Source organism: Bacillus sp. TE8-1, assembly GCF_008368855.1.
GTDB lineage: Bacteria > Bacillota > Bacilli > Bacillales > Bacillaceae_G > Bacillus_A > Bacillus_A cereus.
Genome location: NZ_QPET01000021.1, coordinates 160,765 through 185,064, shown reverse-complemented (window position 1 = coordinate 185,064; position 24,300 = coordinate 160,765). Strand labels below are relative to the sequence as shown.

Genomic DNA, 24,300 nt, shown 5'->3' with positions numbered 1-24,300 from the left:
TATGTTATTCAACAACATAGTTGTCTGTCCCTTCTATAAAAATAAAAAAGAACAAGATTTTCTCTTGTTCTTTTTAAGACAACCATTTCGGTGGTACATTCGTATTCCAATAAATATTTCCTAACTCATGATGTCCAGAGTATCCATCATCAAAACGGTGGTAATGGAAATTAAAATAATAACCATCTTGCGGTGGATGATCTCTTCTTACATGGAAACGCAATAAATCATTTCCAGATTTCGTATCGTAGACGTGAAAAATCTTCTCATTATTTCCACCAGCTGGTTTTTGAGAAATCGCTAATGATTGTAGTGAATCTTCTGGTACATCACTAGCAAGCTCAGCAATTGCCTCTTCAATTTTCGGTAATATTACATCTTTAAACTCATCTTCAATTACTGGACCAATTTTAGTACCAAACTTTTGCATCGACTGCTTCTCTGCTTCTTGCATTGCATAAGTAATAAAAGTATCGGTGGTTAACCTGTCATTCGTTTCTTCATATGTATAGGACGTGCTCTCCAAACTTTGTTGCCCAGCTGTGCTCGTAGGCTTGTCCGCAGCTTTGGCATTATCAAGTAATATGGAAGGAGGCGTCACTAAACCAAATGTAAACACGGTAATTAATGCGACTAAGGTTTTTCTAAACCAATTTGGCATTTATGTTCCCTCCCCTTTCACTCATTATTTTTTATATAACGGTGGTTTCTTCTATTATACAAAATGATTGTAATTTTTGCACTTTACATTTTTGTTAACGTTCACATATTTTTCACTTGAATATGAAATTGTAAGATTTCATACAATAAAAATACAACAACAATAAGGAGGCGATCAGATGACTTTAGATGTCATGTATTCCGCCGCAAGTATACTCGTTTTAGTATATTTTATTTATCAATGTGTTACAGACTAGAAAAAGAGCCGTCAATGGCTCTTTTTTAATGGTACAAATACAATCCATACAATTAATAAAATAAAAACAACGCTGCCTACCACAGCTGGCAATAAATAAAACTGTGAAAGTATAACTATTCCATATAAAAGTATTGCTGGTAGTAATAAATAACGATCTGCCTTCCATCTTAACAATAGTAATTTCCCTTCATCACAATATAAACGAAGAAACATCTTATTCGTAAATTCATTCCAATAATCACGTGCATAGCGAGAAATTGCAACTACAGTAAATACGAGAACAATAGCTGCAATCCACCTTGGAGTCATAATTATACTTGCAGTACTGATACATACAATTTGAATATAAAATATTCGTGCAGTACTTGTACGGAAAAATTCTTTCAAAAAAGATTCGACAATACGAGAATCAGCTTTTTTCCCTAAAAGTCTTTTAGAGCGCGGAAACATCCACGGTTTTTTATTCGAACTACTCGGTTTAGCCGCATGACCACCAACTTGCATAATTCCGCTCGTCCAGCGCATGCTTTCCTCCTTTTCTTTCTCGATTTCTTTAAAAAAGAACTTTTTATAATTCATTTTCTCTTTTACTAATACACTACTTAAGAAAATTACTAGACCGATAAATAAAATTGAATACAACGGATTTTTATAAATAAAAAATAAACTAATTCCAAAAAAGGACACGCTCATAGAAAATACTACATTTTTTACAATCCATAAAATCCATCGTTTCCCCACATGTACATGAACAAATCTCGTTAACAACGACAACATAAATCGAAATATAGTAAAGAATACCCAAAATAACAGGACTTGTATCTCTGTTACTTCGATACTTTTCATCAACACCGGTAACATAATAACGACTACTATTATATTCGTTATCGCTATTCGAACAACTGTGTACATCATGCCATACTGGACTAATTTTCGCATATGTGTTGCATACGAAATTAAAAATAAACTATCCGCTTGCTCAAAAAATGAACGAACTCCTCTTGGATATGTTACTAAATAAAATGCGAGTAATCCTAATCCGAAATACATCGTCTCTTCCGTTGATAATTCATTTATCCATAGCGATCGATAATAGATTCCCATAAATATAAGTGCTGGAATAATAATATATAATGCGACTGTCCAATCTGTTACCGAACATATAGACTTCCATTTCCGCTGGAGTTCATGGCGTAATCTCTTATAAAATTGTTGTTTAATCATGTTGTTCACGCCTTACAATTACATCAAAGCAGTCTAATAATGAACTACCCGGCATTTCCGCTAATATTTGAATAGATTCTAAATGTCCATCTGCGACTAATGTACCTTGTGAAATGAGTAAAAATCTTTCACAAATTTTTTCAGCAGTATCTAATACGTGCGTACAAAGTAAAATTCCTGCCCCGCGCTCTTTTTCTTTATATAAATAATTTAAAAACTCTTTCGTAGCTACTGGATCTAAACCGATATAAGGTTCGTCAATGATATAAAAATCTGGCTCAGTTAAAAACTCCAATATTAGCATAGATTTTTGTTTCATGCCTTTTGAAAACTTTGATAAATACTCATGTTTATGCTTATTCATTCGAAAAGTATGTAATAATTGTTCCGCTCGTTCTTCCCAACTTCCCATTTCACTTCCACGAGCTGCCATTAATAATTCAATATGTTCCCAGAGCGTCAAGTAATCATAGTATGTTGGATGTTCTGGTACGTATGCATACGGATTTTTCTTTTCACCGAATGATATTTCACCGTCCATATTTACAAGTAATCCGAGTATCGTTTTAATCGTCGTACTTTTCCCAGCACCATTCGCTCCAATAAGAGTAACTAGTTCACCTTTTTCGATAGAAAAAGCTATATCATGAATTGTTTTTTCGCCTATTTCATATCCAGCTGAGCGGATATTTACTTCTAACATGTATCTCCCCTATTTCCATTTCTAATACAATCAAGGAAAATAATAACATATAATTATCTATATATTATTATAAAATATTTATTTTCATAGCAGGAAAAAACATTTTTTAACAGAATATTAAATGTTTGATTACATTTTATTGGAGTTGATAATATGTCTTTTCAAATTCGTGAAGCAACGATAGATGATATAGACGCACTTTGTTCTTTAACGAAAGAATTAAAAGGTTCCTCTATTTCCTATGAAGATATGAACAACCGCCTACAATTCGTACAAATGAGTCCGTTTGATTTTTTATATGTTTACGAGGAAGAAGAATCTATATTTGGATTACTTGGATTTCGTATACGTGAAAATTTAGAAGATGTAACACGTTATGGAGAGATTTCAATTATTAGCGTTGATTCTAACATACGACGGAAAGGCATTGGACAAGTTTTGATGGATTATGCCGAGCAATTAGCAAAGAAACATAATTGCATTGACACATGGCTAGTTAGTGGAACAAAAAGAGTAGAAGCTCATCCTTTTTACAAAAAATTAGGTTATGAAGTAAATGGCTACCGATTTGTAAAATATTTTTAAACTACTTTATAAAGTGAAGGGACTATAACTATGACAAACATTAAAGCAATTTTCATTGATCGTGACGGTACAATTGGTGGTGACACTACAATACATTATCCAGGATCCTTTACATTATTTCCATTCACAAAAACATCCTTGCAAAAACTAAAAGCTAAAAATATAAAAATTTTCTCTTTCACAAATCAACCCGGTATCGCAGATGGAATAGCAACTGTAGCCGATTTTGTACAAGAATTAGAAGGCTTCGGTTTTGATGATATTTATGTATGTCCTCATAAACACGGTGATGGTTGTGAATGCCGTAAACCAAGTACAGGCATGCTGCTTAAAGCAGCAAAAAAACATGGACTTAATTTAACACAATGTGCTGTAGTTGGTGATCGTTGGACTGATATTGTTGCAGGAGCAAAAGTAAATGCGACTACGATTCTAGTCCGAACAGGCGCTGGGTATGATGCTTTGCATACGTACCGAGACAAATGGGCACATATTGAACCAAACTACATTGCAGATAACTTTGAAGATGCAACAAACTGGGTTTTAAATCAACTATAATACAAATGAAAATTTTGATTCACCCGAAATAATTTAAAACATAGTTAAAATAGCCTTTTTGGCAAATAATTGTATTCCACAAAACAGATCACCTCAAAAGGTAGCAAGTTCCCTTTTGATACGCAAACATTGCAATTCAAATTATATTTTTTATTAGTAACAGCAATTAACGTAAAGAAGGAATAGCTTAGTGGCTATCCCTTCTTTATTGACTTCTATTATTTACATTTGTTATCTGTTTTTATTGAGTATTCTCATCGTTTTTATACTCCAAAATATCCCCTGGCTGACACTCCAAAGCTTTACATATCGCTTCTAATGTTGAAAAACGAACCGCTTTTGCTTTCCCATTTTTCAAAATAGAAAGATTCGCCATCGTAATTCCAACCTTCTCCGAAAGCTCCGTTACACTCATTTTTCGTTTTGCTAACATGACGTCAATATTAATAATGATTGTCATATCCGCCACCTCAGACCGTCAAATCATTTTCTGATTTTATGTGAATTGCTTCTTGTAGAAGTCGTTGGAGGATAGCAGTAAAAACGGCGATAACGAGCGAAGCAAAAACGATAATGAGTCCCACTAGCCCAATAGGAGGGTCCATTTTTTTCGCTATAAAATGAAAAAGTGGCAAACTTAATACATACAAACCACTGATTGTAATTGCACAGCGCTTTATATTCTTTAACGCCTTTACTGATAATTCCGAGAACGCTGTGTTCTCATCAATGTACTGTAAAAGATTGAAAGCCTGATAAAGAGCAACGTAAAAAGGCACAGCTGCTCCATACATCACAATGAAAACAAGATATTTCATCGGAGCAATATTAGGATACAAATTTGCTGCGAAATTCGCCATTTCCGGCACTAAAAATATGCATAAAGCAAGTACTGAAATTCCAGCAAGAAAAATAATTACTTTTAAGAACGTTGTTGAACTTCGTTTAAGATTCATTTACAATACCTCACTTATTTAATGGCAACATAATTTTATCACAACATTTATTGTTTAACAATAAATAAATATCGTTTTATTTTTGTCATGTTTTTTAATTTAGGCAAAAATAAAAAAGAATTTCTCATTACAAAGAAATTCTTTTTCTTGAAAATGCCTCTTTCAACTTAATTTTTTAAAACGTTAATTCGTAATGGAAATAACGATTATCTCTCAAATAGCCATTTTCAGCGTATAATCGTTGTGCTGATAAATTATCAATCTCTGTTTGCAATTTTACACCTTTTGCTCCATTTTCTAATGCGTATTCTTTAGCAGCTTCTAATAATTTTTTACCTGTTCCGGCTCCACGCTTCGCCGCTTGTACAAATAAATCATTTAAAATCCATAATTCTTTCATTGAAATGGAAGAAAATGATGGATATAGTTGCGTGAATCCAATATATTCGCCGCCTTCAACTGCTACGAAAATAACGGACTCTTTTTTCTCAATTCGATTTCGTAAAAATACTTTTGCACCTTCTAAATCAGAATCCTGCCTATAAAACATGCGATAGTTATTAAAAACTGATGCTAGTCCATCTAAATCTGCAATTGTTGCCTCATATATTCTCATTTTACTCCATTCCCCTTCCAATACTGTCTCATTATATCCGTTGCCCATTTAGGCTGGTGTATTTCTTCTTTCGGCATAAACTCTTTCATTATTGGTTTTATATCCAATATAGGAGTGCCATCAATAGCATCTAATCCCTCAACAATAATTGATTTACCTTCTCTTTTGATCACCTTTACAATTGTTACACCTATGCGATTTGGGCGATTTTTCCCGCGCTGTGCAAAAATACCTACTTCAGGATAATCCTTATTATTTCTAGGATGTCTAGCAAAATACTGAATTTGCTCGTCAGTTACTTTATGAAAATAAAAAACAACTTCAATATGAGAAAAATCTTCAATCCCTTGTATACTTTCTTCTGCATACATTTCAGTTAAAGTTATACGGGATCTTACTTCTCCCCACTCATCATCTTTTATTTCCTTTCTTTCATTATGTACAAATGCGATTGGTTGAACTGAAAACATACGCATTCCCCCTTAAATGTAACCACTTACATTATAAAATATTTTCTGAATGTTTTCCAGATATACGAATTAAGTTTACATAATATAATTATAATCTATTTATCTAAAGCTACCTTGACTGCTTCAATTGCATGTATATGGGTCGTATCAAATATCGGGACTGATACGTTTTCTTGCTTTATTAATAAACCTATTTCCGTACAACCTAATATAATTCCTTGTGCTCCTTCTTGTACTAATTCTTCTATAACCCTTTTATAATACTCTCTAGATTGAACTACTATTTTTCCTAAACATAATTCTGTATATATTACTTCGTTTACTTTTTCTCTATTTGTTCCTGATGGTACTATTATTTTTATATCATGCTCTTCAATACGTGACTTATAGAAATCTTGCTCCATTGTATATTTAGTTCCAAGCAGACCAACCTTTTGAATGTCTTTTCTTTTAATTTCTTTTGCAGTTGCATCAGCAATATGTAAGACTGGAATATCAATTTTCGCCTTTATTTTTCCAACTACCTTATGCATTGTATTTGTACAAATGATTATAAAGTCTGCTCCCCCCTTTTGTAATGAATATGCCGCATTCCCTAGAATTTCTCCAGCACCATCCCAATCTCCGCTAGACTGACATCGTTCAATCTCTTCAAAATCCACACTATTAATCAAACATTTTGCTGAATGTAGCCCTCCTAATCTCTCTTTTATTTCTTCATTAATAATTCGATAATATTCAGAAGTTGATTCCCAACTCATACCACCTATAAGACCTATCGTTTTCATATAAACACCTACCTAAACTATTTTTATAAAACTAATAACAATGTTTTATTATGTATATTATACATAATAAAACAAGACTTTAAGTTTGGAATATAAAGTCTTGTTTTAACGGAATAATAAAGAATAATTCTACTTTCATTTCCAAGGAAATTTTTATAGAATATTCTGAAATTAACAATCTGATGTTTTTATAAATTCTTTATACTTATAATTAAAACACTCTCGATACAACTCTTTGATTTCATCATATGATGGAACACGTGGGTTATTAGCTGGGCTACCACTTTCAATTGCATCTGATGCCATTTTAGAAATAGCATTTTCAAATTCAATTTCATCGATTCCGTATTCTTTTAAATTTGGAATACGAAGATCAAAGCAAAGTTTTTTTATTTCACCAAGTGTGTAGTCTGCTACTTCCTCATCAGAATTCGAATACAAATCCTTATTTAAACTACGTCCAATTTTTGCTAACCTTTTCATTGCACTTGTTTTTGTAAACTCTAACACTGTAGGTAATAGTATGGCATTTGATATTCCATGCGGTACATGAAATAATGCTCCCACTGGCCTTGACATTCCATGAACTAATGTAACTGATGCATTAGAAAATGCAATTCCAGCTTGTAAGGAAGCAATCATCATCGCTTCTCTTGCCTCCATATTACGTCCATCTTCATATGCTATACGTAAATATTTCATAATACTTTCAATAGCTGAAAGAGCAAGTACATCTGTAAGTGGTTGTGAAACTTTAGAAATATACGCTTCAATCGCATGACATAACGCATCTATTCCTGTTGCTGCCGTAATTTGTGGGGGTAACGAACTTGTCAAAACTGGATCTATAATTGCTACTTTCGGTATAAAACTAGGATGCTTCATCATCATTTTTACATCTGTTTTTTTATTCGTAATTACTGCTACACTTGTAACTTCCGATCCAGTACCAGAAGTTGTTGGAATTGCAATAAGTGGTAGTGGATTGTTTTCTATTTTAATATCCTTTTGGACATAATCCTCAACTTCTCCACCATTTGTATATAAAACCGCTACCGCTTTCGCAGCATCAATACAACTTCCACCACCAATACCGATAATAAAATCGCACTTTTCCTCTTTACAAAGAGATAACGCTTCTAATACGTGTATATTTGTAGGCTCAGCATCCACTTTATTATATGTACTAACAGTAATACCTTTCTTATTTAATTGTTGCATACACTTTTCAACATATCCTAATTTTTCCATAATTGTATCAGTAACTATAAAAGCTCTTTTCCCTAACTTTTTTGATTGTTCTCCCAGTTTTTCAAGCGAATTCCTTCCATATAATACCGACTTTGGCATACGAAACTCAGAAACCTCTTGCAAGTCCCCCACCCCTTCTTATCCTAATTAATATTTTATAACATAAATTATCGATTTGATGAATCTTTACGATTCAAATTTTTTAATAGAGTCCTGTTAAAGTATAGAATGCGATAACTAAAAATACAGCAACCGTTTTCAAAATTGTAATAGCAAATATATCTTTATATGACTGTTTATGTGTTAATCCTGTTACTGTAAGAATAGTAATAATAGCCCCGTTATGTGGTAGTGTATCCATTCCTCCTGATGCCATTGATACGATACGGTGCATAACTTCTAATGGAATATCAAATTGATTGGCCGCTGCAATAAATTTATCTCCCATTGCACTTAATACTATTCCCATACCTCCTGATGCAGAGCCTGTAATTCCAGCTAAAATATTCGTCGTTACTGCACCATTCACTAACGGATTTGTGAAAGTAACAGAGATGCCATCTCTCATAATTGCGAAACCTGGAAGTGCTGCAATGACACCACCGAATCCAAACTCAGCTCCTGTATTCATCGTTGCAAGTAGCGCTCCACCAATACTTGTATTCAATCCAGCTTGGAAACCTGTTACTACTCGCTTCCAATATAATAATAACGTTGTTAAGATCCCTATAATAAGTGCCAATTCTACAGACCAAATTCCTACTACTGCACTTAATTCTACTTTTCCAAATGCTTTCATACCAATTGCAGAAAAATCAAAACCGCTTGGATACCACTTCGGTATCATAATAGTAAACACTTTATTCATTACACCTACTAAAATAAGTGGTATAAATGCAATAAGTTGTTGTGCTCTTGTGATTTCAATGTTATTAATTAATGGCATATTTTTTTGTTCTACTTGCAAAGATGCTGCCATTTCAGTATTTCCATCATTAAAACCAAAGTATCCTTCACCTGCCGCTTTTGCCTTCTTACGTCTACTCTCTAAATATAGTAAACCTAATGTAAGAACAAAAATTGCTCCTACAATCCCAAGTATCGGTGCAGCATAAATATCCGTTTTAAAAAATGTTGTAGGTATTACATTTTGAATTTGTGGTGATCCAGGTAACGCATCCATTGTAAACGTTACTGCTCCAAGAACAATCGTTCCAGGGATTAAACGCTTTGGAATATTAGCTTGTCGAAACAACTTAGCTGCGAACGGATAAACAGCAAACACTACTACATACACACTAACACCACTATACGTTAAAATAGCCCCCATTAATACAATCGCTAATATAGTACGTTTTTCACCAACTAACTCAATAATCGTTTTTGCGATAGAATCTGCAATTCCTGACATTTCCACTACTTTCCCAAATATTGCTCCTAATAAAAACACAGGAAAATATAATTTTATAAATCCAACCATTTTCTCCATAAAGATATTAGAAAAGAAAGGTAATACATAACTAGGTTCTGTCAAAAATACTGCAAATAATGCAAATATCGGCGCGAATAAAATAACAGAAAAACCTCTGTATGCTACGAACATAAGTAAACTTAGTGCTAATAATATAATAACTAACTCCAATTTTACCCCTCCATTAAACAGAATATTCTAAATTTTATTGATAAATTTCTACTAACCTTTTAATTCTGACATCCCTCCTCTTATTCATACAAATTTTTATGCTAAAAATGTCTAATTATAATTATTCGATTACATATGAAAAATCCCTTTAAACAGAAACGAATTCATCGTCATACGTTATAAAGGGATTGCTAGAATCTATATTTACTGCTTTATTAAATTTTTCTCTACACAAAAATGATACAGTTCTTCAACATCTTTCACTATGTAAGTCGCACTAACTTCAGTCAGTTCTTTCTCACAGCCATAGCCATATAAAACACCAATTGAAGCAATTCCATTCTGATTCGCACCTATTATATCGTGCTTTCTATCACCGATCATTATCATTTCTTCTTTATTTAGTTCTTCATTTGTTTGTAAAATATGAGCAATTATTTCTTCTTTTTTTATTCTCGTACCATCTAAATTACTTCCAATGATGTCTTCGAAATAATTCGTTAATTGAAAATGCTCTATAACTTGTTTCGCAAATACAGTGGGCTTTGAAGTTGCTACGAATATGCGATTCCCTGAACTTTTTAATTGTTGCAAGAGCTTCAGAATCCCCTCGTATACATTATTTTCAAACAATCCACGCTGCTTTAAATACTCACGGAAGTAAAAAACAGCACGTTCAACCTCTCCTTCACTCATATTATATCTCTCTATGAATGATTGCTGAATAGGAGGACCTATAAATGAATCTAACTCACTTATATGTACTTCTTCAATTCCTACTTTTTTTAATGCATATAAAACCGAGTTTACAATCCCTTCTTTCGGATCCGTTAAAGTTCCATCTAAATCAAATGGAAATGTTTTATACATGCTTCATTCCTCCACTTAATTTGCTGTATAACTAAGTGCTAACATCTCTTCCACTTCTCCCTATTATACTATCATTATCTATTTTTTCGAAAAATCAATTTCCATATGTCACATACTTTCAGTTACAAAATACGATAGATATGATACAGTAAAAAAGTTACAATTATTTTAATAGAAACTGGTGAAACAAATGTCAATTACGTTAATTTTTATAATGGCTTTCACAATTGTGATCCACGCAGTTGAAACAAGCTCTTATAGTATTCGATTAGCGGGGGTTCGTTTAAAGAAGATTGCTGTCGCATTATCCGTCGTAGGAATCGTATTACTCATTTCAAGAACGTCAAACTTACTACAAGCCTTTTTACTTGGCGGGATTGTGGACGAAGCAAAACTAGATCCTTCTATTGATTTAGAGCATATTATACGTCTTGTACTATTATCTGCTTCTATCGGTACATTGCTTGCGATTATACTGTATCCAACTTTGACAAAACTATTTGGATATGTCATTCAAAACTTTGAAACAGACGGTTCTTTCATTCGAATGATGAAAACGAATAACATTCAAAAATTAAAGTACACAAAAAAATATGTCCGCTTTCCAAAGTTAGAAATGATTCATAGACTGCGTATCGGCGGTATTCCAAAGCGTATAATGCTTATTAACATGTTCGCTACTGCAATTTATACAGCGGGAGTTCTTTCCGCACTATATGCTTCTTTTTTAATTCCAGCTTTCGCAACAAAAGCCACTACAGCTTCTGGTCTTATTAATGGTTTTGCTACTATTTTATTAACAGTGCTACTAGATCCACGTATTGCTCTTTTAACAGAGCGAGCTCTTCAATCAGAAGAAGGTGCTGAAGCAATGAGTAAAATGTATGCTTGGCTAATGATTTCTAGACTTTTTGGTACATTACTTGCTCAACTGTTATTCATACCAGGTGCTTACTGGATTACATGGATTATAAAGCTTATGAATTAAATTTACTCTCTAAAAAAAAGCAGGTGAGATAACAAATGACTATACAAACAGAACAAGATATCATTCGCTTAATAGAAAACGACGAATGGATGATGAATGTATTACAAATGGCAAAATCACTAGAGTTACCTGATTGGTGGATTTGTGCCGGATTTGTTCGTTCTAAAATTTGGGATACTTTACATGACTATGAAGCTAAAACGGCTATGCCTGATGTTGATGTAATTTATTATGATAGTCTACATCAAGATGAGATATACGAACAATCATTAGAAACGAAATTAATGAATATTGATGCTACTATCCCTTGGTCTGTAAAAAATCAAGCTCGTATGCATGTAGTGAATAATATGCCACCATATTCTTCTTCTGTTGATGCTATTTCTAAATTTCCTGAAACAGCAACGGCATTAGGAGTTACACTTGATGAACTAAACAACGTCATATTAACAGCCCCATGTGGTATTGAAGATGTCCTTTCCTTACAAGTGAGACCAACAGCTCATTTTCTTGAATCGAAAGAACGATTACATATGTACAAAAACAGAGTTATAAAAAAGAATTGGCAAAGTAAGTGGCCTAACATCACAATCACATATCCAGAAATATAGAAAGGGTGCCTCTCATTTATAGAAGCACCCTTTTCTTCATTTCAAAAAATGTATGACTGTTTCTGCAAACCTATCTGCTTCCTCATAATGAGGTGAATGACCGCTCTCTTCAAATACGATATACTTGCCGTTTCGGGCATCTTTATTAAATGTTTTAATTTGTTCTTCACACGTTACTACATCATGTTTTCCTACAATTAATAACATTGGATTCTGTACTTCTTTTATTTTATATAATAATGATGTATGACATGCACCCTCTAATTTTAATCTATCAAAATGAATTTGAGAGCGATTTGAAAATACTTCCCACTCTTCATCGCTATATAAACTATAGTCTGTCTCATCTTCCTTATAATTGTAAATCTCCATTCTTTTTTCTTCTAATTCAGCGCTTAATCTTATATAGGCTTCTAACAACTCTTCTGAACTAGCATAGCTAGATGAATAAGCAAAGCACTCTTTTGCTACTTCTTCTTTTTCATGCTTTTTTAATAAATATCCTGTTTTTTGTAATAAAGCTCTACTTGTTAATGCAAAGTCGAAAGTTGGCCCTTCAAATATTATTTTCTCTATTGAACTTGGATATATCGACGCATATAACAATGCTAAATAGCCACCGAAAGAATGTCCAATTACAGACCACTTTTCAATTTGTAATGCTTTTCTTAGTTCCTCACAGTCTTCAATCAAATCATTTAATCCAAAAGCTTCGTCTTCAGTAATTTCTTCTGAGCGACAAACACCTCTTTGATCTATCATAATTACATATAGAGAATCTTTTAAACGTTCCGCTTGATGAAATGAAAAATCATAACAACTTTCTCCTGGTCCACCATGCAAGTATAAGACTGGCTTATTTTTAGGATTTCCATGTGTTTCAACGTATAGCTTTTTCCCTCTAATATTCATGTATTTCCCTGCTTCTATCAAATTTTCCTTTATGATCACCACCCCTTTTTTACTGAATATTATAACATTTAATATTAAATAATTCCTATTACATTTAAGAAGACGATAATTATTGCAAGTGGTGCTACAAATCGAAGTAAAAATGCCCAACAAGTAAATACTTTCTTTCCATAATTTCCACCTACAAAAAACTCTGCTTCTAGTACCTTCTTCTCCATTTTGAATGAAACGAAAATACTAATAAATAGTGCTCCAAGTGGCATTAATATATTACTAGATAAGAAGTCTACCGCATCAAAAATATTCTTTCCGAAAATCGTAATATCACTCCATACTCCAAATGATAACGCTGATGGTATACCTACTAAGAAAATGCCGAAACCGATCAGCCATGATAATTTCGTTCTCTTTTCTTGTTCACCATTTGCTAATGCTGAAACAACAGTTTCTAGTAGAGAAAATGCTGATGTTAATGTCGCAAATGTAAATAGTGCAAGAAATACTGTTAAGAAAAACCCACCAAATGGAATTTGACTAAATACAGATGGTAATACGATAAATAGTAATCCAGGTCCTTCTGTTGGCTCCATTCCTAATGAAAATACGGCTGGAAAAATAGCAAGACCTGCAAATAATGAAACAAATAAATTTAATCCAACAATTGTTATTGCTGATTTTGGTAAACTTTCTTTTTTATTTAAATAGGAACTATACGTAACCATAATTGAAATCCCGATACTAATTGCAAAGAATGATTGCCCCATTGCGAACAAAATACTTTCCGAAGTAATCTTTGAGAAATCTGGTTGTAAGAAAAACTTCACACCTTTCATTGCATCATCAAGTGTTAACGAACGAATAATAAGAGCGACAAATAAAACGAACAATGCTGGCAACATATATTTACTTGCTTTTTCAATTCCGTTTTGTACACCCTTTGATACAACCCATATCGTAATGAACATAAAAGCGAAATGTCCCATAATAGCCCAAGTGGGATTCCCAATTGTTTCAGTAAATAACGCACCGTAATTTTGTCCTGGAGTAATCAGTTGTCCAGTTATTCCTCTGAATAAATAAATTAATACCCATCCACCTACAACACTATAAAACGAAAGTAGTATAAAACACGTTCCAACGCCAAGGCGTCCGATCCAGTGCCATCCTGTATTTGGTGCGATGCTTTTAAATGCTCCAACTGCTTGTTTCTGCGTACTGCGTCCAATCATAAATTCAGCTATAAGTAGCGGTAGTCCAATTAAAACAGTAAATAATATAAAGATTAAAAAGAACGCTCCTCCCCCACTCTTCCCAGCGATATAAGGAAACTTCCATATCGCACCAAGTCCAATTGCTGATCCGGCTGCTGCCATTATAAAACCTAATTTCGAAGTCCATTGCTCCGTCTGTTTCATCTCATTTTCCTCCTAATTAAATCTTTTTATATAAATAAATAAATTTTATAAACCTATTCAAATAAACCCTCCATTTCTTCTTCCATATAATAAAAAAATGGCCTAGCATCTCTATATAAAGAGACGCTAAGCCATTTACTTAACGCGGTACCACCCTTATTGATTCCATTATGAATCCACCTTAGTAGTAATCGTTTGATTACAAACCTAATATCGAAGGTTAACCGTTAAGATTTACTAAGAATGTGATTCCGTTCCACCTTACTGCTCCTAGGCGAGTTCAGGATGTCATTTGACTATGTCGCACCAACCCATAGCTCTCTGCACAAATACATGACCTTACTACTCCTATTCAACACATTGTAATATTTAGAATATATTTTCTTTTGAAATTAATATGAAGTATATCGGTTATATTTGTAACTGTCAAGGGGTATATTGATTTTTTTGTCGAAATGGTTCATATTTCAACTGACTTTTACTAAGCTTATTAGAAAAAGAAAGAATCTATATTTTCACCTTTTCAAACGAACTATAAAAAAAGAATCTTCGCGATAATCGCGAAGATTCTTTTTACGGTATGAGACGAGTACAATCTCTCGGAAAAGCACTCGCCTCTCGTACATTTGTTAATTCTAAAAGTTTATATACAACCCTTTCTAACCCAATTCCGAAACCTCCATGTGGTGGACAACCGTATCGGAATGTATTTAAATAAGATTGAAATTTATCTGGGTGTAATCCTTTTTCTTTAAACGAAGCGAGTAACATTTCATAATTATGAATTCGCTGTGCCCCTGACGTTATTTCTAATCCTTTATATAATAAGTCGAATGAATCAGTAATAGCTGGATTCTCTTTATTCGGCATCGTATACATCGGTCTCGCTTTTTTCGGATAATGCGTAATAAAAACAAATTCACTATTATATATTTCCTTCACATATTTCCCTAGTAACTTTTCACCTTCTGTATCTAAATCCCCTACAGGAGATTCTTTACGATACTTACTTTTCAAAATTTCTTGTGCTTCTAACAATGTAATTTTAGGTATTTCAGTAATAACAGGTACTTCTATTTGTAATAGTTGTAGTTCTATTTCACATTTTTTCGCTACTTGTTGAAACATATATCGTAAAACATCCGTTTCTAGTTGCATCACTTCATAAAAATCATGAATAAAACCAAGCTCTAAGTCTAACGATATATATTCATTCAAATGACGGGAAGAATTATGATGTTCCGCTCTATATACAGGTGCAATTTCAAAAACTCGTTCTAACCCACCTGCCACCATCATTTGCTTATAGAACTGTGGTGATTGTGCTAAATAAGCTTCTTTTTGGAAGTATGGAAGCTTAAAAACATTTGCTCCTCCTTCTGCCCCTTGCGAAACAATTTTCGGCGTAAAGATCCGTGTGAAATCGTTCTCTATAAGAAATTCACTAAAGCTCTGAACGAGTGTAGATTTCACTTTAAAAATCGCTGCGGTTCGCTCATGCCTTAATGATATTACTCGCTCATTAAGTAGTTGATCTAAGCCAACTTGTAACTTCTTTTTATTTATTTCAAATGGAAGTGGCTCTGCACCGTTTATTACTTTCACTTCATGAGCAAGTACTTCAACACCCAATTCTGTTTTCGATGTCTCGACTATTTCACCAATTACGTGGACGACACTTTCTACATCAACTTTATATCCAGCCAATTCATTTTCTAATACACATTGAATTACTCCTGTTCTGTCCCGTAATAATAAAAAACTAACATTTCCAAGGTGTCGAATCTTTTTTACCCATCCTTGAAGTAATACAACCTTTCCACTTTGCTTTGTACATTCTTTTGTGAGTGAACGCTTCATTATTGAATCCATTATTTTTCCCTCCAGTAATTTTATATTTATTTACGTTATTGTTGTCATCGTCATCATCCACGGTCACTCACCCCCTTTCAAAGAATACAAAAATCCGCCCCTATAAATAGGGACGGATTTTTTCCGCGGTACCACCCAAATTGTCATATTGACCATCTTAGCCCTGATAACGGTAGGTACCGTTTGCTTTTACTAATAATCACGTTCAAAGCAACACTCACAGGTGTCTTTCCATCATGCGGTATCGCAACCTTCCCAGCAATCGGCTGCTCTCTGTAGACCTTTGCACCATGTACTTTTCCTGATCATCACTTTTTATATTTACAGAGTATTCTAACTCCTCACCTTATAAAACGCAAGCTTTTTTTGAAACATTCTGGTTTTATAACTCCTAACTTCTTCTAAATTGTGAAAAGTTAATTTTGTAATACATATTCTTATGTATTAAATCCAAAATTACACCTTTAATATTTTCCAATTTTTACATAAAAACTAATTCATTTACGCATATTAATAAAAATTTTAAAGCGAGGTGTGTATATGCAAAAAGCAATTAGTTTCTTTCTCCTTTTGTTTTGCTTAATTGTAGTAAACGAAACGTATGCCTATTCACCAAAATCTTTACCAATCTCTCAAAACTCTGATCAATGGCAAGTGAATATTGATAAACCGAAAAAAACAAACAAGAATATGCTTCAAGCTAAAAAAGATGAATTTCAAACATATCATTTTTCAGTAAAGAATGTCGGGAATAGTGAAGTATATAATGTAAACGTCGAAGTATTCCGCAACGAACCAAATAAGAAAACGAAATATGAACTCTTTTCCCTAAAGGAAAGTCGTTTGGCAAGTGGAAAAACTGGATTTGAACACGCTAATTTACCCGTTGCTACAAAAGCAGATGAAGTTGATGTTATTATTACATGGCAAGAACACCCATTCCAATCGATGCGAAATGGTCAAAAAGTTGAATCTAGAAAATTTAAAGAGCATTTTGTTTTTAAAGAAGCTAAAAAGTAAATGGGATACGGATATATTCACACTATCATTGATATAGCTTTATTTACTAGTACCAGTTCGTAAGCAAATTAAAAAGTCGTGGCTTATAATGCCACGACTTTTTATATTAATTCGTACTAATGCCTCTCGCTGCCCAAATGCGATCGATATCAGCAGCATGTTGTCCGCCATATAAAAGAGCATCCGCTTGCTTAATCGCTTTCGCTCCATCACTGAATTTAGAGTTTGGTGTTAATGACCAGTGTGATTGTAAAATGATTTTTGTTGCTACATCACGGCCAAAAGCTTGTGCCATTTCGTATTGGCCTTGAGCCCAAATTTCACCATCATCATGCACTTCATTCGTTATATCTTTCGGATATACTTTATTCGTATCTAATCGGCGTAAGCATGTTGGATCTGAACTAGAATAAGCTGTCGCATCCCATTCTCCAACACATGCTTTACCATATCCAGTAGTCGATACTGCATCTTCATATGTAGCACCTAAGAAGTCGCCAAATCCTTCTCCCATCGCTCCACCTTCTGCTGAACTACCAAAGCCAGGAACTTGGTTATCTTGAATCGAATGCCCATATTCATGTGCGATAATACCAGCATCTTCTGCATCATCAACACCGCCAGTACCGAAAGTCAAAGCTTTTGTTGATGGAGAATAGAATGAGTTATCATCAGTTGTACCATTAACATTCACTTTTATCGAACGGTTATTAATATTTTTAAAACCTAGACTTTGAATGTAACGTTGCAATGTGTCGATATGATAGTACGACATAACATCTTCAAAGCTATCATTTGCGCGTGTATAGTTAAATTGTAAATTCGTAGATTTTGTTTTCGCTTTTGAAGAAATCGTTACATATTCTCCAATTAAAAATCCTGTTCCATCTAAACCTTTTAACGTAACAGTTTTCAGTTGGTTCGTTAGAGCTGTTGAATCTGCATCGTTATTATCTTTTAAGCCTACTTTACTACCGCTAGATACGACTGGGTTAGGTAAAAATACTTTTCCTGACCCTTCAGCTTTTCGGTTTATATCAACCTTTTTAATTAACTTTCCATTTTCTGCATCAATAAATGTTTCCCATGCACCAAATGGATTATTAGAATGGACTACAACTTTATATACTGGACGAGCAATTCCTTCTTCAACAATATATCCGAACTCTTTATCTGTAGGAGCCCATAAATTTTGCTCACTTGCTTCTCCAACATACGCCATTGATTTTTGTATTGCATCTTTTTCACTAATTTTTGTCGTTACTTCCTTCACACCTGTAACAGGCTGATAATCAGAAACAGCGAGTACTCCCTTTCCCTCTCCGTTAAGCGTAACTGTTATTTGTTTTGAAAATACAGGTGCACCATTAACAACTTGTTGGAACCTAACATATGAAGCTACTGACGTTTCTGTTGTAGAAATATATTGCAAGTCTGAAAGATCTGTTTTCAATCCATACTGCGCAGCATTTTCTTTTAAATATTCAGTTGCTTTTTTCTGTGGCGAATAAGCTTCTAACTTTACTTGCTGTTGTTTTTCCAATGCCGAAACCGTAGAAATTGTCCCCATTACTAACGGCACAGTCATTGCCATTGCCACCATTTTTTTATTAAACATAGAACCACTCCCCCTAATAAAGTAGCTCAACCTTATCCCATTACCACTAGGCAATGATTCCCCGCAAAACGGATGGATAAAAATTGAATCTACGAGTAATTCTCTATGAACACTTCTATTACCTTTCCATTTAGGGTAAGTGAAATTTTCTCAATATTTATGTGTAAAGTGAACACAATACTTTAGAAAGAAATTTCTAAATCCATTCCTTATCCCTAAAGCTTTTCATATTACTGTTTAAAAAAATAGCCTATTTTTTACCTAACGGTAGGTTGAAAAAATCACTTGTAAATGATACGATTTAAATAACCTTTTTTTAGGAGGATCTATATGAGTAAAAGTGAAGAAACACTCTCTTCAATAATGGAAGCAAGTTATCGCCTTTTTGCTACGTACGGTATTGTTAAAACAACTTATACAATGATTGGTGAGGAGGTTGGTATCGCAAAACCATCTATATATTACTACTTTAAGTCTAAAGATGCTTTAATTGAATGTATTTTTACTGAATTATGTAAAGCTATGCAGTTCTCTTCGTATTTCCATACAGAAGAGTTTACAAAATCAAATTTTATTGAAAAATGTATTGCAATTGGCCTTAAAATAATTGATGAACAGCGAAACGACCCTTATTTTAACCGAGTGCTACAAGAATATGTATTACTATCTTCAAGAAACAAGATGTACAAAGATCGATTACTAACTGTGCAAACAGAATATTTACATGGATTTGAAGTACTCCTTACAAAAGCAAATGAACTTCAATTAATTGAAAATAAAAATCTAGTTTCAAAAGCTCATATGTTAGCATTAGTGCTTGATAATATCGGAAATTTTATGATGATTGATGCAAAGATAGATTATAAACAAATTTGGATTGAAGCTGTAAATAACATTTTTGAAAGAAGGGGTTGAAGTGAATATAAAAAAACGCATTATCGGCTTAGATTTTGCTAGAGCTTGGGCGATGTTTGGTATGCTACTTGTTAATTTCATGGTGATAACAGGTGCAGAAGGAAATGGTCCCCCTTTTTTAATAACCTTCATGTCACTATTTGAAGGTAGAGCCTCTGCTTTGTTTGTTATACTTGCTGGCATCGGTATAACTTTAATGACTAGGTCAGCCGTTGCTAGCAATGAACAAATAAAAATTTCTAATAGCCGAAAGACCATATGGAAACGATCACTTTTCTTATTTATTTTAGGATTACTACTATATGTAATGGAGTGGACTGGGGATATATTACACTACTATGGTGTTTACCTTTTCGTTGCTGCATTACTCATGACAGTACGCAAAAAACTATTACTTTTTCTTTCTATCATTATTTTATTGTTCGCACAATCTCTTCAGCTTACTTTCAATACTTTCGAGGGTTGGGTAGGTCCAACTCCATTTATAAATTATGTAGACTTCTGGACAATAAAGGGTTTTCTTCGCAACTTATTCTTTAATGGCTATCACCCTATTTTCCCTTGGTTCTCGTTCTTCTTAATCGGTATGTTAATTGGCAGGTTAGATCTTCATAATAAAAAAATAAAAAAAAGATTACTCTTACTCGGTATTACAATCACAATATTGACAGAACTTTTATCAAAAGGACTTACACACTTTTTTATTCCATACATCGGCAGAGAGGCCGCCACATTTTTATTTAATACAGGACCCATCTTACCAAATGTATTATATATTTTATCTGCTACAGGATCCTCTATTGCTATATTAATCATTTGCCTCTATATCGCTGAAAAATATAGAAATAATTGGTTTGTCACTTCCATTGTACAAACAGGACAATTAACATTAACTCATTATGTCAGTCATGTATTTATCGGTATTGGGACATTAATTCTATTAAATAGAATGGAAAATCAATCACTACTATTCGTTTTATTATTTGCTACTGCATTTTTCATTTTCAGCATTTTAATTAGTGTGTTATGGAGAAAGAAATTTTCTAGAGGTCCTATCGAATGGATTATGAGGAAATTAGCCGGATAAATTTCCATCATACAAAAAGGAAGTTGGAATCATTCCAACTTCCTTCTCCTTTAATGAGCCGCGCTTAATTTAATTCGAACTTTCGTTTCACCTAAAGAAAGTTCATCGTCTTCGTTCGTTAAGTGACCAAATGTAAATTGTTTAACGAGTAAGTTTTCTTCCAATAAATCTTTATGGTTCGTTAACGTTCGCTGTAGCTCTACTTCTGTATCAAGAATAACATCCACTCGTAAATTAACTGGTAAATTCAACTGTTTACGATATTCTTGAACCGCACGAATGAATTCACGCGCTACTCCTTCTTGCAACAATTCTTCCGTTACATTCGTATCTAACATAACCGTATATTGTCCGTTAGTCGTATTAGAGAATCCTGATTTTGCAACTTTCTCAACTAACACATCTTCAGCAGTTACAACTACTTCTTCTCCTGGTGTTGCTTCGTAAACTGCTCTTCCTGTTGATACAAAGTTTTGTACTTCTTCTTGTGATAATTGTTTTAGCCAACCATTCACTGCATTCACATTTTTACCGAATTTCGGCCCCGCTGTTTTAAAATTAAGCTTCAATTGATATGATGTGTATTTTGTTTCATCGAGTTCAACATGGAATGCTTTTACATTTAACTCATCCATAACGATATCACGATAAGATTCCCAATCCATATCATTCTCGTTATGCTCAAGTAATACAAGTTCTGCTAGCGGCTGTTTTACTTTTAAAGAATGCTGATTACGGTTACTTCTTCCAAGTTCAACAACTTGTAAAACAGCATCCATTTCCGCTTCTAATTTCGGTTGAAGTAGTGATTCATTTACAACTGGATAATCAGCTAAATGAACGCTGCCTCCTTCTAAATTTAGATGAATGTCTTCCGCGACAAACGGTGTAAATGGTGCAATTAATTTACTAATTGTTACAAGCACTTCATGAAGTGTCTCATACGCAGCTGCTTTCTCAGCGTTCATACCAGATTCCCAGAAACGATTACGTGAGCGTCTTACATACCAGTTACTCACTTCATCTACAAGTGCTGCAATTTCACGAGCTGCATTCGTAAATTGATAATCATCAAGTGCAGTTCTTACTTTTTTCGTTGTACTATGCAATCTTGATAATACCCATTCGTCTAATTTTGTAAGCCTTACATCATACGTTTCTTTCGGATTATATTCATCTAAATTTGCATATAAAACGTAGAAGCTATACACATTGACTAATGTATCTACAAATTTAGATTTCGCTTCCAGTACTGTTCTTTCAGAAAAACGCTTCGCATTCCACGGGGCACTATCAACAAGTAAAGCCCATCTTAGCGCATCTGCACCAAATTTATCTACTAAATCAACTGGATCTAGTGCATTTCCTTTGCTTTTAGACATTTTCTGCCCTTCTTCATCTAAAACATGCCCTAGTGATAACACTCGTTTATACGGTACTTTTCCTGTATATAGTGCTGATACTGCTAATAAACTATAAAACCAGCCGCGTGTTTGATCAATTCCTTCAGCAATAACATCCGCTGGAAACTGCTCTTCAAATAACTCTTTATTTTCAAATGGGTAATGATATTGTGCAAATGGCATAGAACCACTATCAAACCAAACATCAATCACTTCTGGTGTACGATTCATTGTGCCTCCGCATTTCCCGCAGCACACTTGCACTTCATCTACATAAGGCTTATGCAATTCCAAATCTTCTGGTGTTTCTTTCGTACTATGCTTTCTTAATTCGGCAATGCTTTTCGGTGCGAACTGATGATCACAACTTTCACATTCCCACACGTTTAATGGCGTTCCCCAATATCTATTTCGGCTAATATTCCAGTCCACCATATTTTCTAAAAACTTACCAAAGCGCCCATGTTTCATATGATCCGGATACCAAGTAACAGAATCATTATTTTGTAAAAATGTATCTTTAATTGCAGTTGTTCGGATTAACCAACTTTCTCCTGCATAATAAAGTAGTGGTGAATCACAACGCCAGCAATGCGGATAGCTATGTTCATATTTTTCTTTATGATACAGTAAACCTTCCTTCGCTAAATAACGAACGATATCCACGTCACAATCTTTTACAAATTTCCCTTTCAAAAATGGTACTGCCTCTGTATACTCACCTTTTTCATCTACAACGTGCAAGAATGACAAGCCTTCACTTTGAACAACTCTATAATCGTCCTCTCCATATGCTGGAGCAATATGAACAAGTCCTGTACCACTATCTCCCGTTACAAAATCTGCTGCAATAACGCGGTAACCATTTGTAACTTCTTTCATCGGAAATGGCGCTGTATAAGATGTGTTTAATAATTCTTCGCCTTTATGAACAGATAATACTTCATAGTTCTCTTTTAATACTTCTTGTACACGTTCTTTCGCAACAATGTATACATGACTTTCTTGTTTTGCTTTAACGTATTCCATATTTGGATGGACAGCAAGCGCAACGTTTGCTGGAAGTGTCCAAGGTGTTGTGGTCCAACCTAAGAAATACTCATTTTCACTATCTTTCACTTTAAACTTCACAGTTGCACTTAAATCTTTTACTGTTTTATACCCTTGTGCAACCTCATGTGAGCTCAATGAGGTTTGGCAGCTTGGGCAGTATGGTGAAACTCTATGTCCTTTATATAACAATCCTTTTTCATGGATTGTCCCCAAAATATGCCATACACTTTCGATATATGGATTCTTTAAAGTTACATATGGATCATCCATATCTACCCAATAACCAATACTTTCAGTGAATTCACGCCACTGCTTCTCATATGTGAAAACACTCTCTTTACACTTTTGAATAAATGGTTCAATACCATATTCTTCGATCTCATGTTTACCAGAAATACCAAGTTGCTTCTCAACGCCTAATTCTACAGGTAAACCATGTGTATCCCATCCCGCTTTTCTTAACACTTTATAACCAGCCATCGTTTTATATCTTGCTACTAAATCTTTAATTGTTCGTCCAAGTGCATGACCTACATGCGGTAGTCCGTTCGCCGTTGGTGGTCCTTCATAAAATACGAAAGACTGTGCGCCTTCTCGATTCTGAATTGATTGTTCGAAAATATTTTGTTCGTTCCACTGTTTGCGAATTCGCATTTCTCTTCCTACAGCTGATTCTTTTACATCTACTTTTTCCATATACAATCACTCCTTTGAATATTTTAAAACACACAAAAAACCCGTCCCTATAAAGTAGGGACGGGTTTACCCGCGATACCACCCTAATTCTATTAGCATTTTCACTAATAGCACTTAGCAACGTACTA

23 protein-coding genes and 3 other annotated features (1 of these 26 only partly in view) are annotated in these 24,300 nt (G+C 34.0%); of the genes, 7 read left to right on the top strand and 16 right to left on the bottom strand.

Translation table 11 applies throughout. From position 1 onward, the window contains the following. Nucleotides 1-73: 73 nt before the first annotated feature. The 3 genes from DN404_RS19920 to DN404_RS19910 form a co-directional block, all read right to left on the bottom strand. On the bottom strand, nt 74-661 hold the full coding sequence (locus DN404_RS19920; RefSeq protein ID WP_001134421.1) for a YpjP family protein: 588 nt from the start codon (nt 659-661) through the stop codon (nt 74-76). A gap of 267 nt (nt 662-928) precedes the next feature. Continuing rightward, complete coding sequence (locus DN404_RS19915) at nt 929-2,143, bottom strand: ABC transporter permease (RefSeq protein WP_149215373.1); 1,215 nt, start codon at nt 2,141-2,143, stop codon at nt 929-931. Further along, on the bottom strand, nt 2,136-2,846 hold the full coding sequence (locus DN404_RS19910) for an ABC transporter ATP-binding protein (protein ID WP_006925123.1): 711 nt from the start codon (nt 2,844-2,846) through the stop codon (nt 2,136-2,138). The genes DN404_RS19915 and DN404_RS19910 overlap by 8 nt, the downstream gene beginning before the upstream one ends. A 153-nt stretch (nt 2,847-2,999) precedes the next feature. Between DN404_RS19910 and DN404_RS19905 the strand changes: the two genes are divergently transcribed. Next, entirely contained in the window at nt 3,000-3,431 is a 432-nt protein-coding gene (locus DN404_RS19905; protein WP_149215372.1) for a GNAT family N-acetyltransferase, read from the top strand. Between the two features lie 30 nt (nt 3,432-3,461). Continuing rightward, the gene (locus DN404_RS19900; RefSeq protein ID WP_000181785.1) at nt 3,462-3,989 is read left to right on the top strand and encodes an HAD-IIIA family hydrolase; all 528 of its coding nucleotides are present in this window, start codon (nt 3,462-3,464) and stop codon (nt 3,987-3,989) included. Between the two features lie 241 nt (nt 3,990-4,230). Here the strand turns inward: DN404_RS19900 and DN404_RS19895 are convergent, their stop codons facing one another. From DN404_RS19895 to DN404_RS19860, 8 genes are all read right to left on the bottom strand, one after another. Continuing rightward, the gene (locus DN404_RS19895; protein WP_000152534.1) at nt 4,231-4,449 is read right to left on the bottom strand and encodes a helix-turn-helix domain-containing protein; all 219 of its coding nucleotides are present in this window, start codon (nt 4,447-4,449) and stop codon (nt 4,231-4,233) included. Between the two features lie 10 nt (nt 4,450-4,459). After that, nucleotides 4,460-4,945, bottom strand: a complete 486-nt coding sequence (locus DN404_RS19890) for a DUF2975 domain-containing protein (RefSeq protein ID WP_149215371.1) — start codon at nt 4,943-4,945, stop codon at nt 4,460-4,462. 175 nt (nt 4,946-5,120) lie between these two features. Then, on the bottom strand, nt 5,121-5,561 hold the full coding sequence (locus tag DN404_RS19885; protein WP_006925117.1) for a GNAT family N-acetyltransferase: 441 nt from the start codon (nt 5,559-5,561) through the stop codon (nt 5,121-5,123). Then, nucleotides 5,558-6,031: an SAM-dependent methyltransferase gene (locus DN404_RS19880; RefSeq protein ID WP_000493250.1), complete on the bottom strand. Its 474-nt coding sequence runs from the start codon at nt 6,029-6,031 to the stop codon at nt 5,558-5,560. The genes DN404_RS19885 and DN404_RS19880 overlap by 4 nt, the downstream gene beginning before the upstream one ends. A 95-nt stretch (nt 6,032-6,126) precedes the next feature. Beyond that, a complete protein-coding gene (locus DN404_RS19875; RefSeq protein ID WP_000848568.1) occupies nt 6,127-6,819 on the bottom strand; it encodes an aspartate/glutamate racemase family protein in 693 nt (230 codons plus the stop codon). Nucleotides 6,820-6,990: 171 nt separating this feature from the next. Beyond that, nucleotides 6,991-8,193 carry an iron-containing alcohol dehydrogenase gene (locus tag DN404_RS19870; protein WP_006925116.1) on the bottom strand — a complete coding sequence of 401 codons (1,203 nt, stop codon included), beginning with the start codon at nt 8,191-8,193 and terminating at the stop codon, nt 6,991-6,993. A gap of 79 nt (nt 8,194-8,272) precedes the next feature. After that, entirely contained in the window at nt 8,273-9,712 is a 1,440-nt protein-coding gene (locus tag DN404_RS19865; RefSeq protein WP_070179280.1) for a GntP family permease, read from the bottom strand. Nucleotides 9,713-9,916: 204 nt separating this feature from the next. After that, nucleotides 9,917-10,582, bottom strand: coding sequence for an HAD family hydrolase (locus DN404_RS19860; protein WP_149215370.1), 666 nt, complete (start codon nt 10,580-10,582; stop codon nt 9,917-9,919). 190 nt (nt 10,583-10,772) lie between these two features. On the opposite strand from DN404_RS19860, the gene DN404_RS19855 reads away from it, so the two are divergent. Continuing rightward, the gene (locus DN404_RS19855; protein ID WP_000028911.1) at nt 10,773-11,570 is read left to right on the top strand and encodes a lipid II flippase Amj family protein; all 798 of its coding nucleotides are present in this window, start codon (nt 10,773-10,775) and stop codon (nt 11,568-11,570) included. A 35-nt stretch (nt 11,571-11,605) separates the two neighbouring features. Next, nucleotides 11,606-12,181 carry a nucleotidyltransferase family protein gene (locus DN404_RS19850; RefSeq protein ID WP_006922721.1) on the top strand — a complete coding sequence of 192 codons (576 nt, stop codon included), beginning with the start codon at nt 11,606-11,608 and terminating at the stop codon, nt 12,179-12,181. A 36-nt stretch (nt 12,182-12,217) separates the two neighbouring features. Here the strand turns inward: DN404_RS19850 and DN404_RS19845 are convergent, their stop codons facing one another. From DN404_RS19845 to aspS, 3 genes are all read right to left on the bottom strand, one after another. Then, on the bottom strand, nt 12,218-13,093 hold the full coding sequence (locus tag DN404_RS19845; protein WP_149215369.1) for an alpha/beta fold hydrolase: 876 nt from the start codon (nt 13,091-13,093) through the stop codon (nt 12,218-12,220). A gap of 74 nt (nt 13,094-13,167) precedes the next feature. Then, entirely contained in the window at nt 13,168-14,508 is a 1,341-nt protein-coding gene (locus DN404_RS19840) for a sodium-dependent transporter (RefSeq protein ID WP_086411911.1), read from the bottom strand. Nucleotides 14,509-14,624: 116 nt separating this feature from the next. After that, nucleotides 14,625-14,873: a binding site (T-box leader), on the bottom strand. Nucleotides 14,874-15,081: 208 nt separating this feature from the next. Further along, entirely contained in the window at nt 15,082-16,380 is a 1,299-nt protein-coding gene (gene aspS / locus DN404_RS19835; protein ID WP_086411910.1) for an aspartate--tRNA(Asn) ligase, read from the bottom strand. Between the two features lie 105 nt (nt 16,381-16,485). Continuing rightward, nucleotides 16,486-16,698: a binding site (T-box leader), on the bottom strand. A 222-nt stretch (nt 16,699-16,920) separates the two neighbouring features. On the opposite strand from aspS, the gene DN404_RS19830 reads away from it, so the two are divergent. Continuing rightward, on the top strand, nt 16,921-17,400 hold the full coding sequence (locus DN404_RS19830; RefSeq protein WP_001167910.1) for a hypothetical protein: 480 nt from the start codon (nt 16,921-16,923) through the stop codon (nt 17,398-17,400). Between the two features lie 106 nt (nt 17,401-17,506). Here DN404_RS19830 and DN404_RS19825 read toward each other — a convergent pair whose 3' ends face one another. Beyond that, nucleotides 17,507-19,018 (bottom strand): M36 family metallopeptidase, encoded by a 1,512-nt coding sequence (locus DN404_RS19825; RefSeq protein ID WP_000482274.1) that lies wholly within the window; start codon nt 19,016-19,018, stop codon nt 17,507-17,509. A gap of 330 nt (nt 19,019-19,348) precedes the next feature. On the opposite strand from DN404_RS19825, the gene DN404_RS19820 reads away from it, so the two are divergent. Then, complete coding sequence (locus DN404_RS19820) at nt 19,349-19,933, top strand: TetR/AcrR family transcriptional regulator (RefSeq protein WP_000045224.1); 585 nt, start codon at nt 19,349-19,351, stop codon at nt 19,931-19,933. A gap of 1 nt (nt 19,934) precedes the next feature. Then, the gene (locus DN404_RS19815) at nt 19,935-21,020 is read left to right on the top strand and encodes a DUF418 domain-containing protein (RefSeq protein ID WP_001022158.1); all 1,086 of its coding nucleotides are present in this window, start codon (nt 19,935-19,937) and stop codon (nt 21,018-21,020) included. A 50-nt stretch (nt 21,021-21,070) separates the two neighbouring features. Here the strand turns inward: DN404_RS19815 and ileS are convergent, their stop codons facing one another. Then, nucleotides 21,071-24,172 carry an isoleucine--tRNA ligase gene (gene ileS, locus DN404_RS19810; protein WP_044306552.1) on the bottom strand — a complete coding sequence of 1,034 codons (3,102 nt, stop codon included), beginning with the start codon at nt 24,170-24,172 and terminating at the stop codon, nt 21,071-21,073. Between the two features lie 53 nt (nt 24,173-24,225). Beyond that, nucleotides 24,226-24,300, bottom strand: a binding site (T-box leader); it runs 166 nt beyond the window's last position.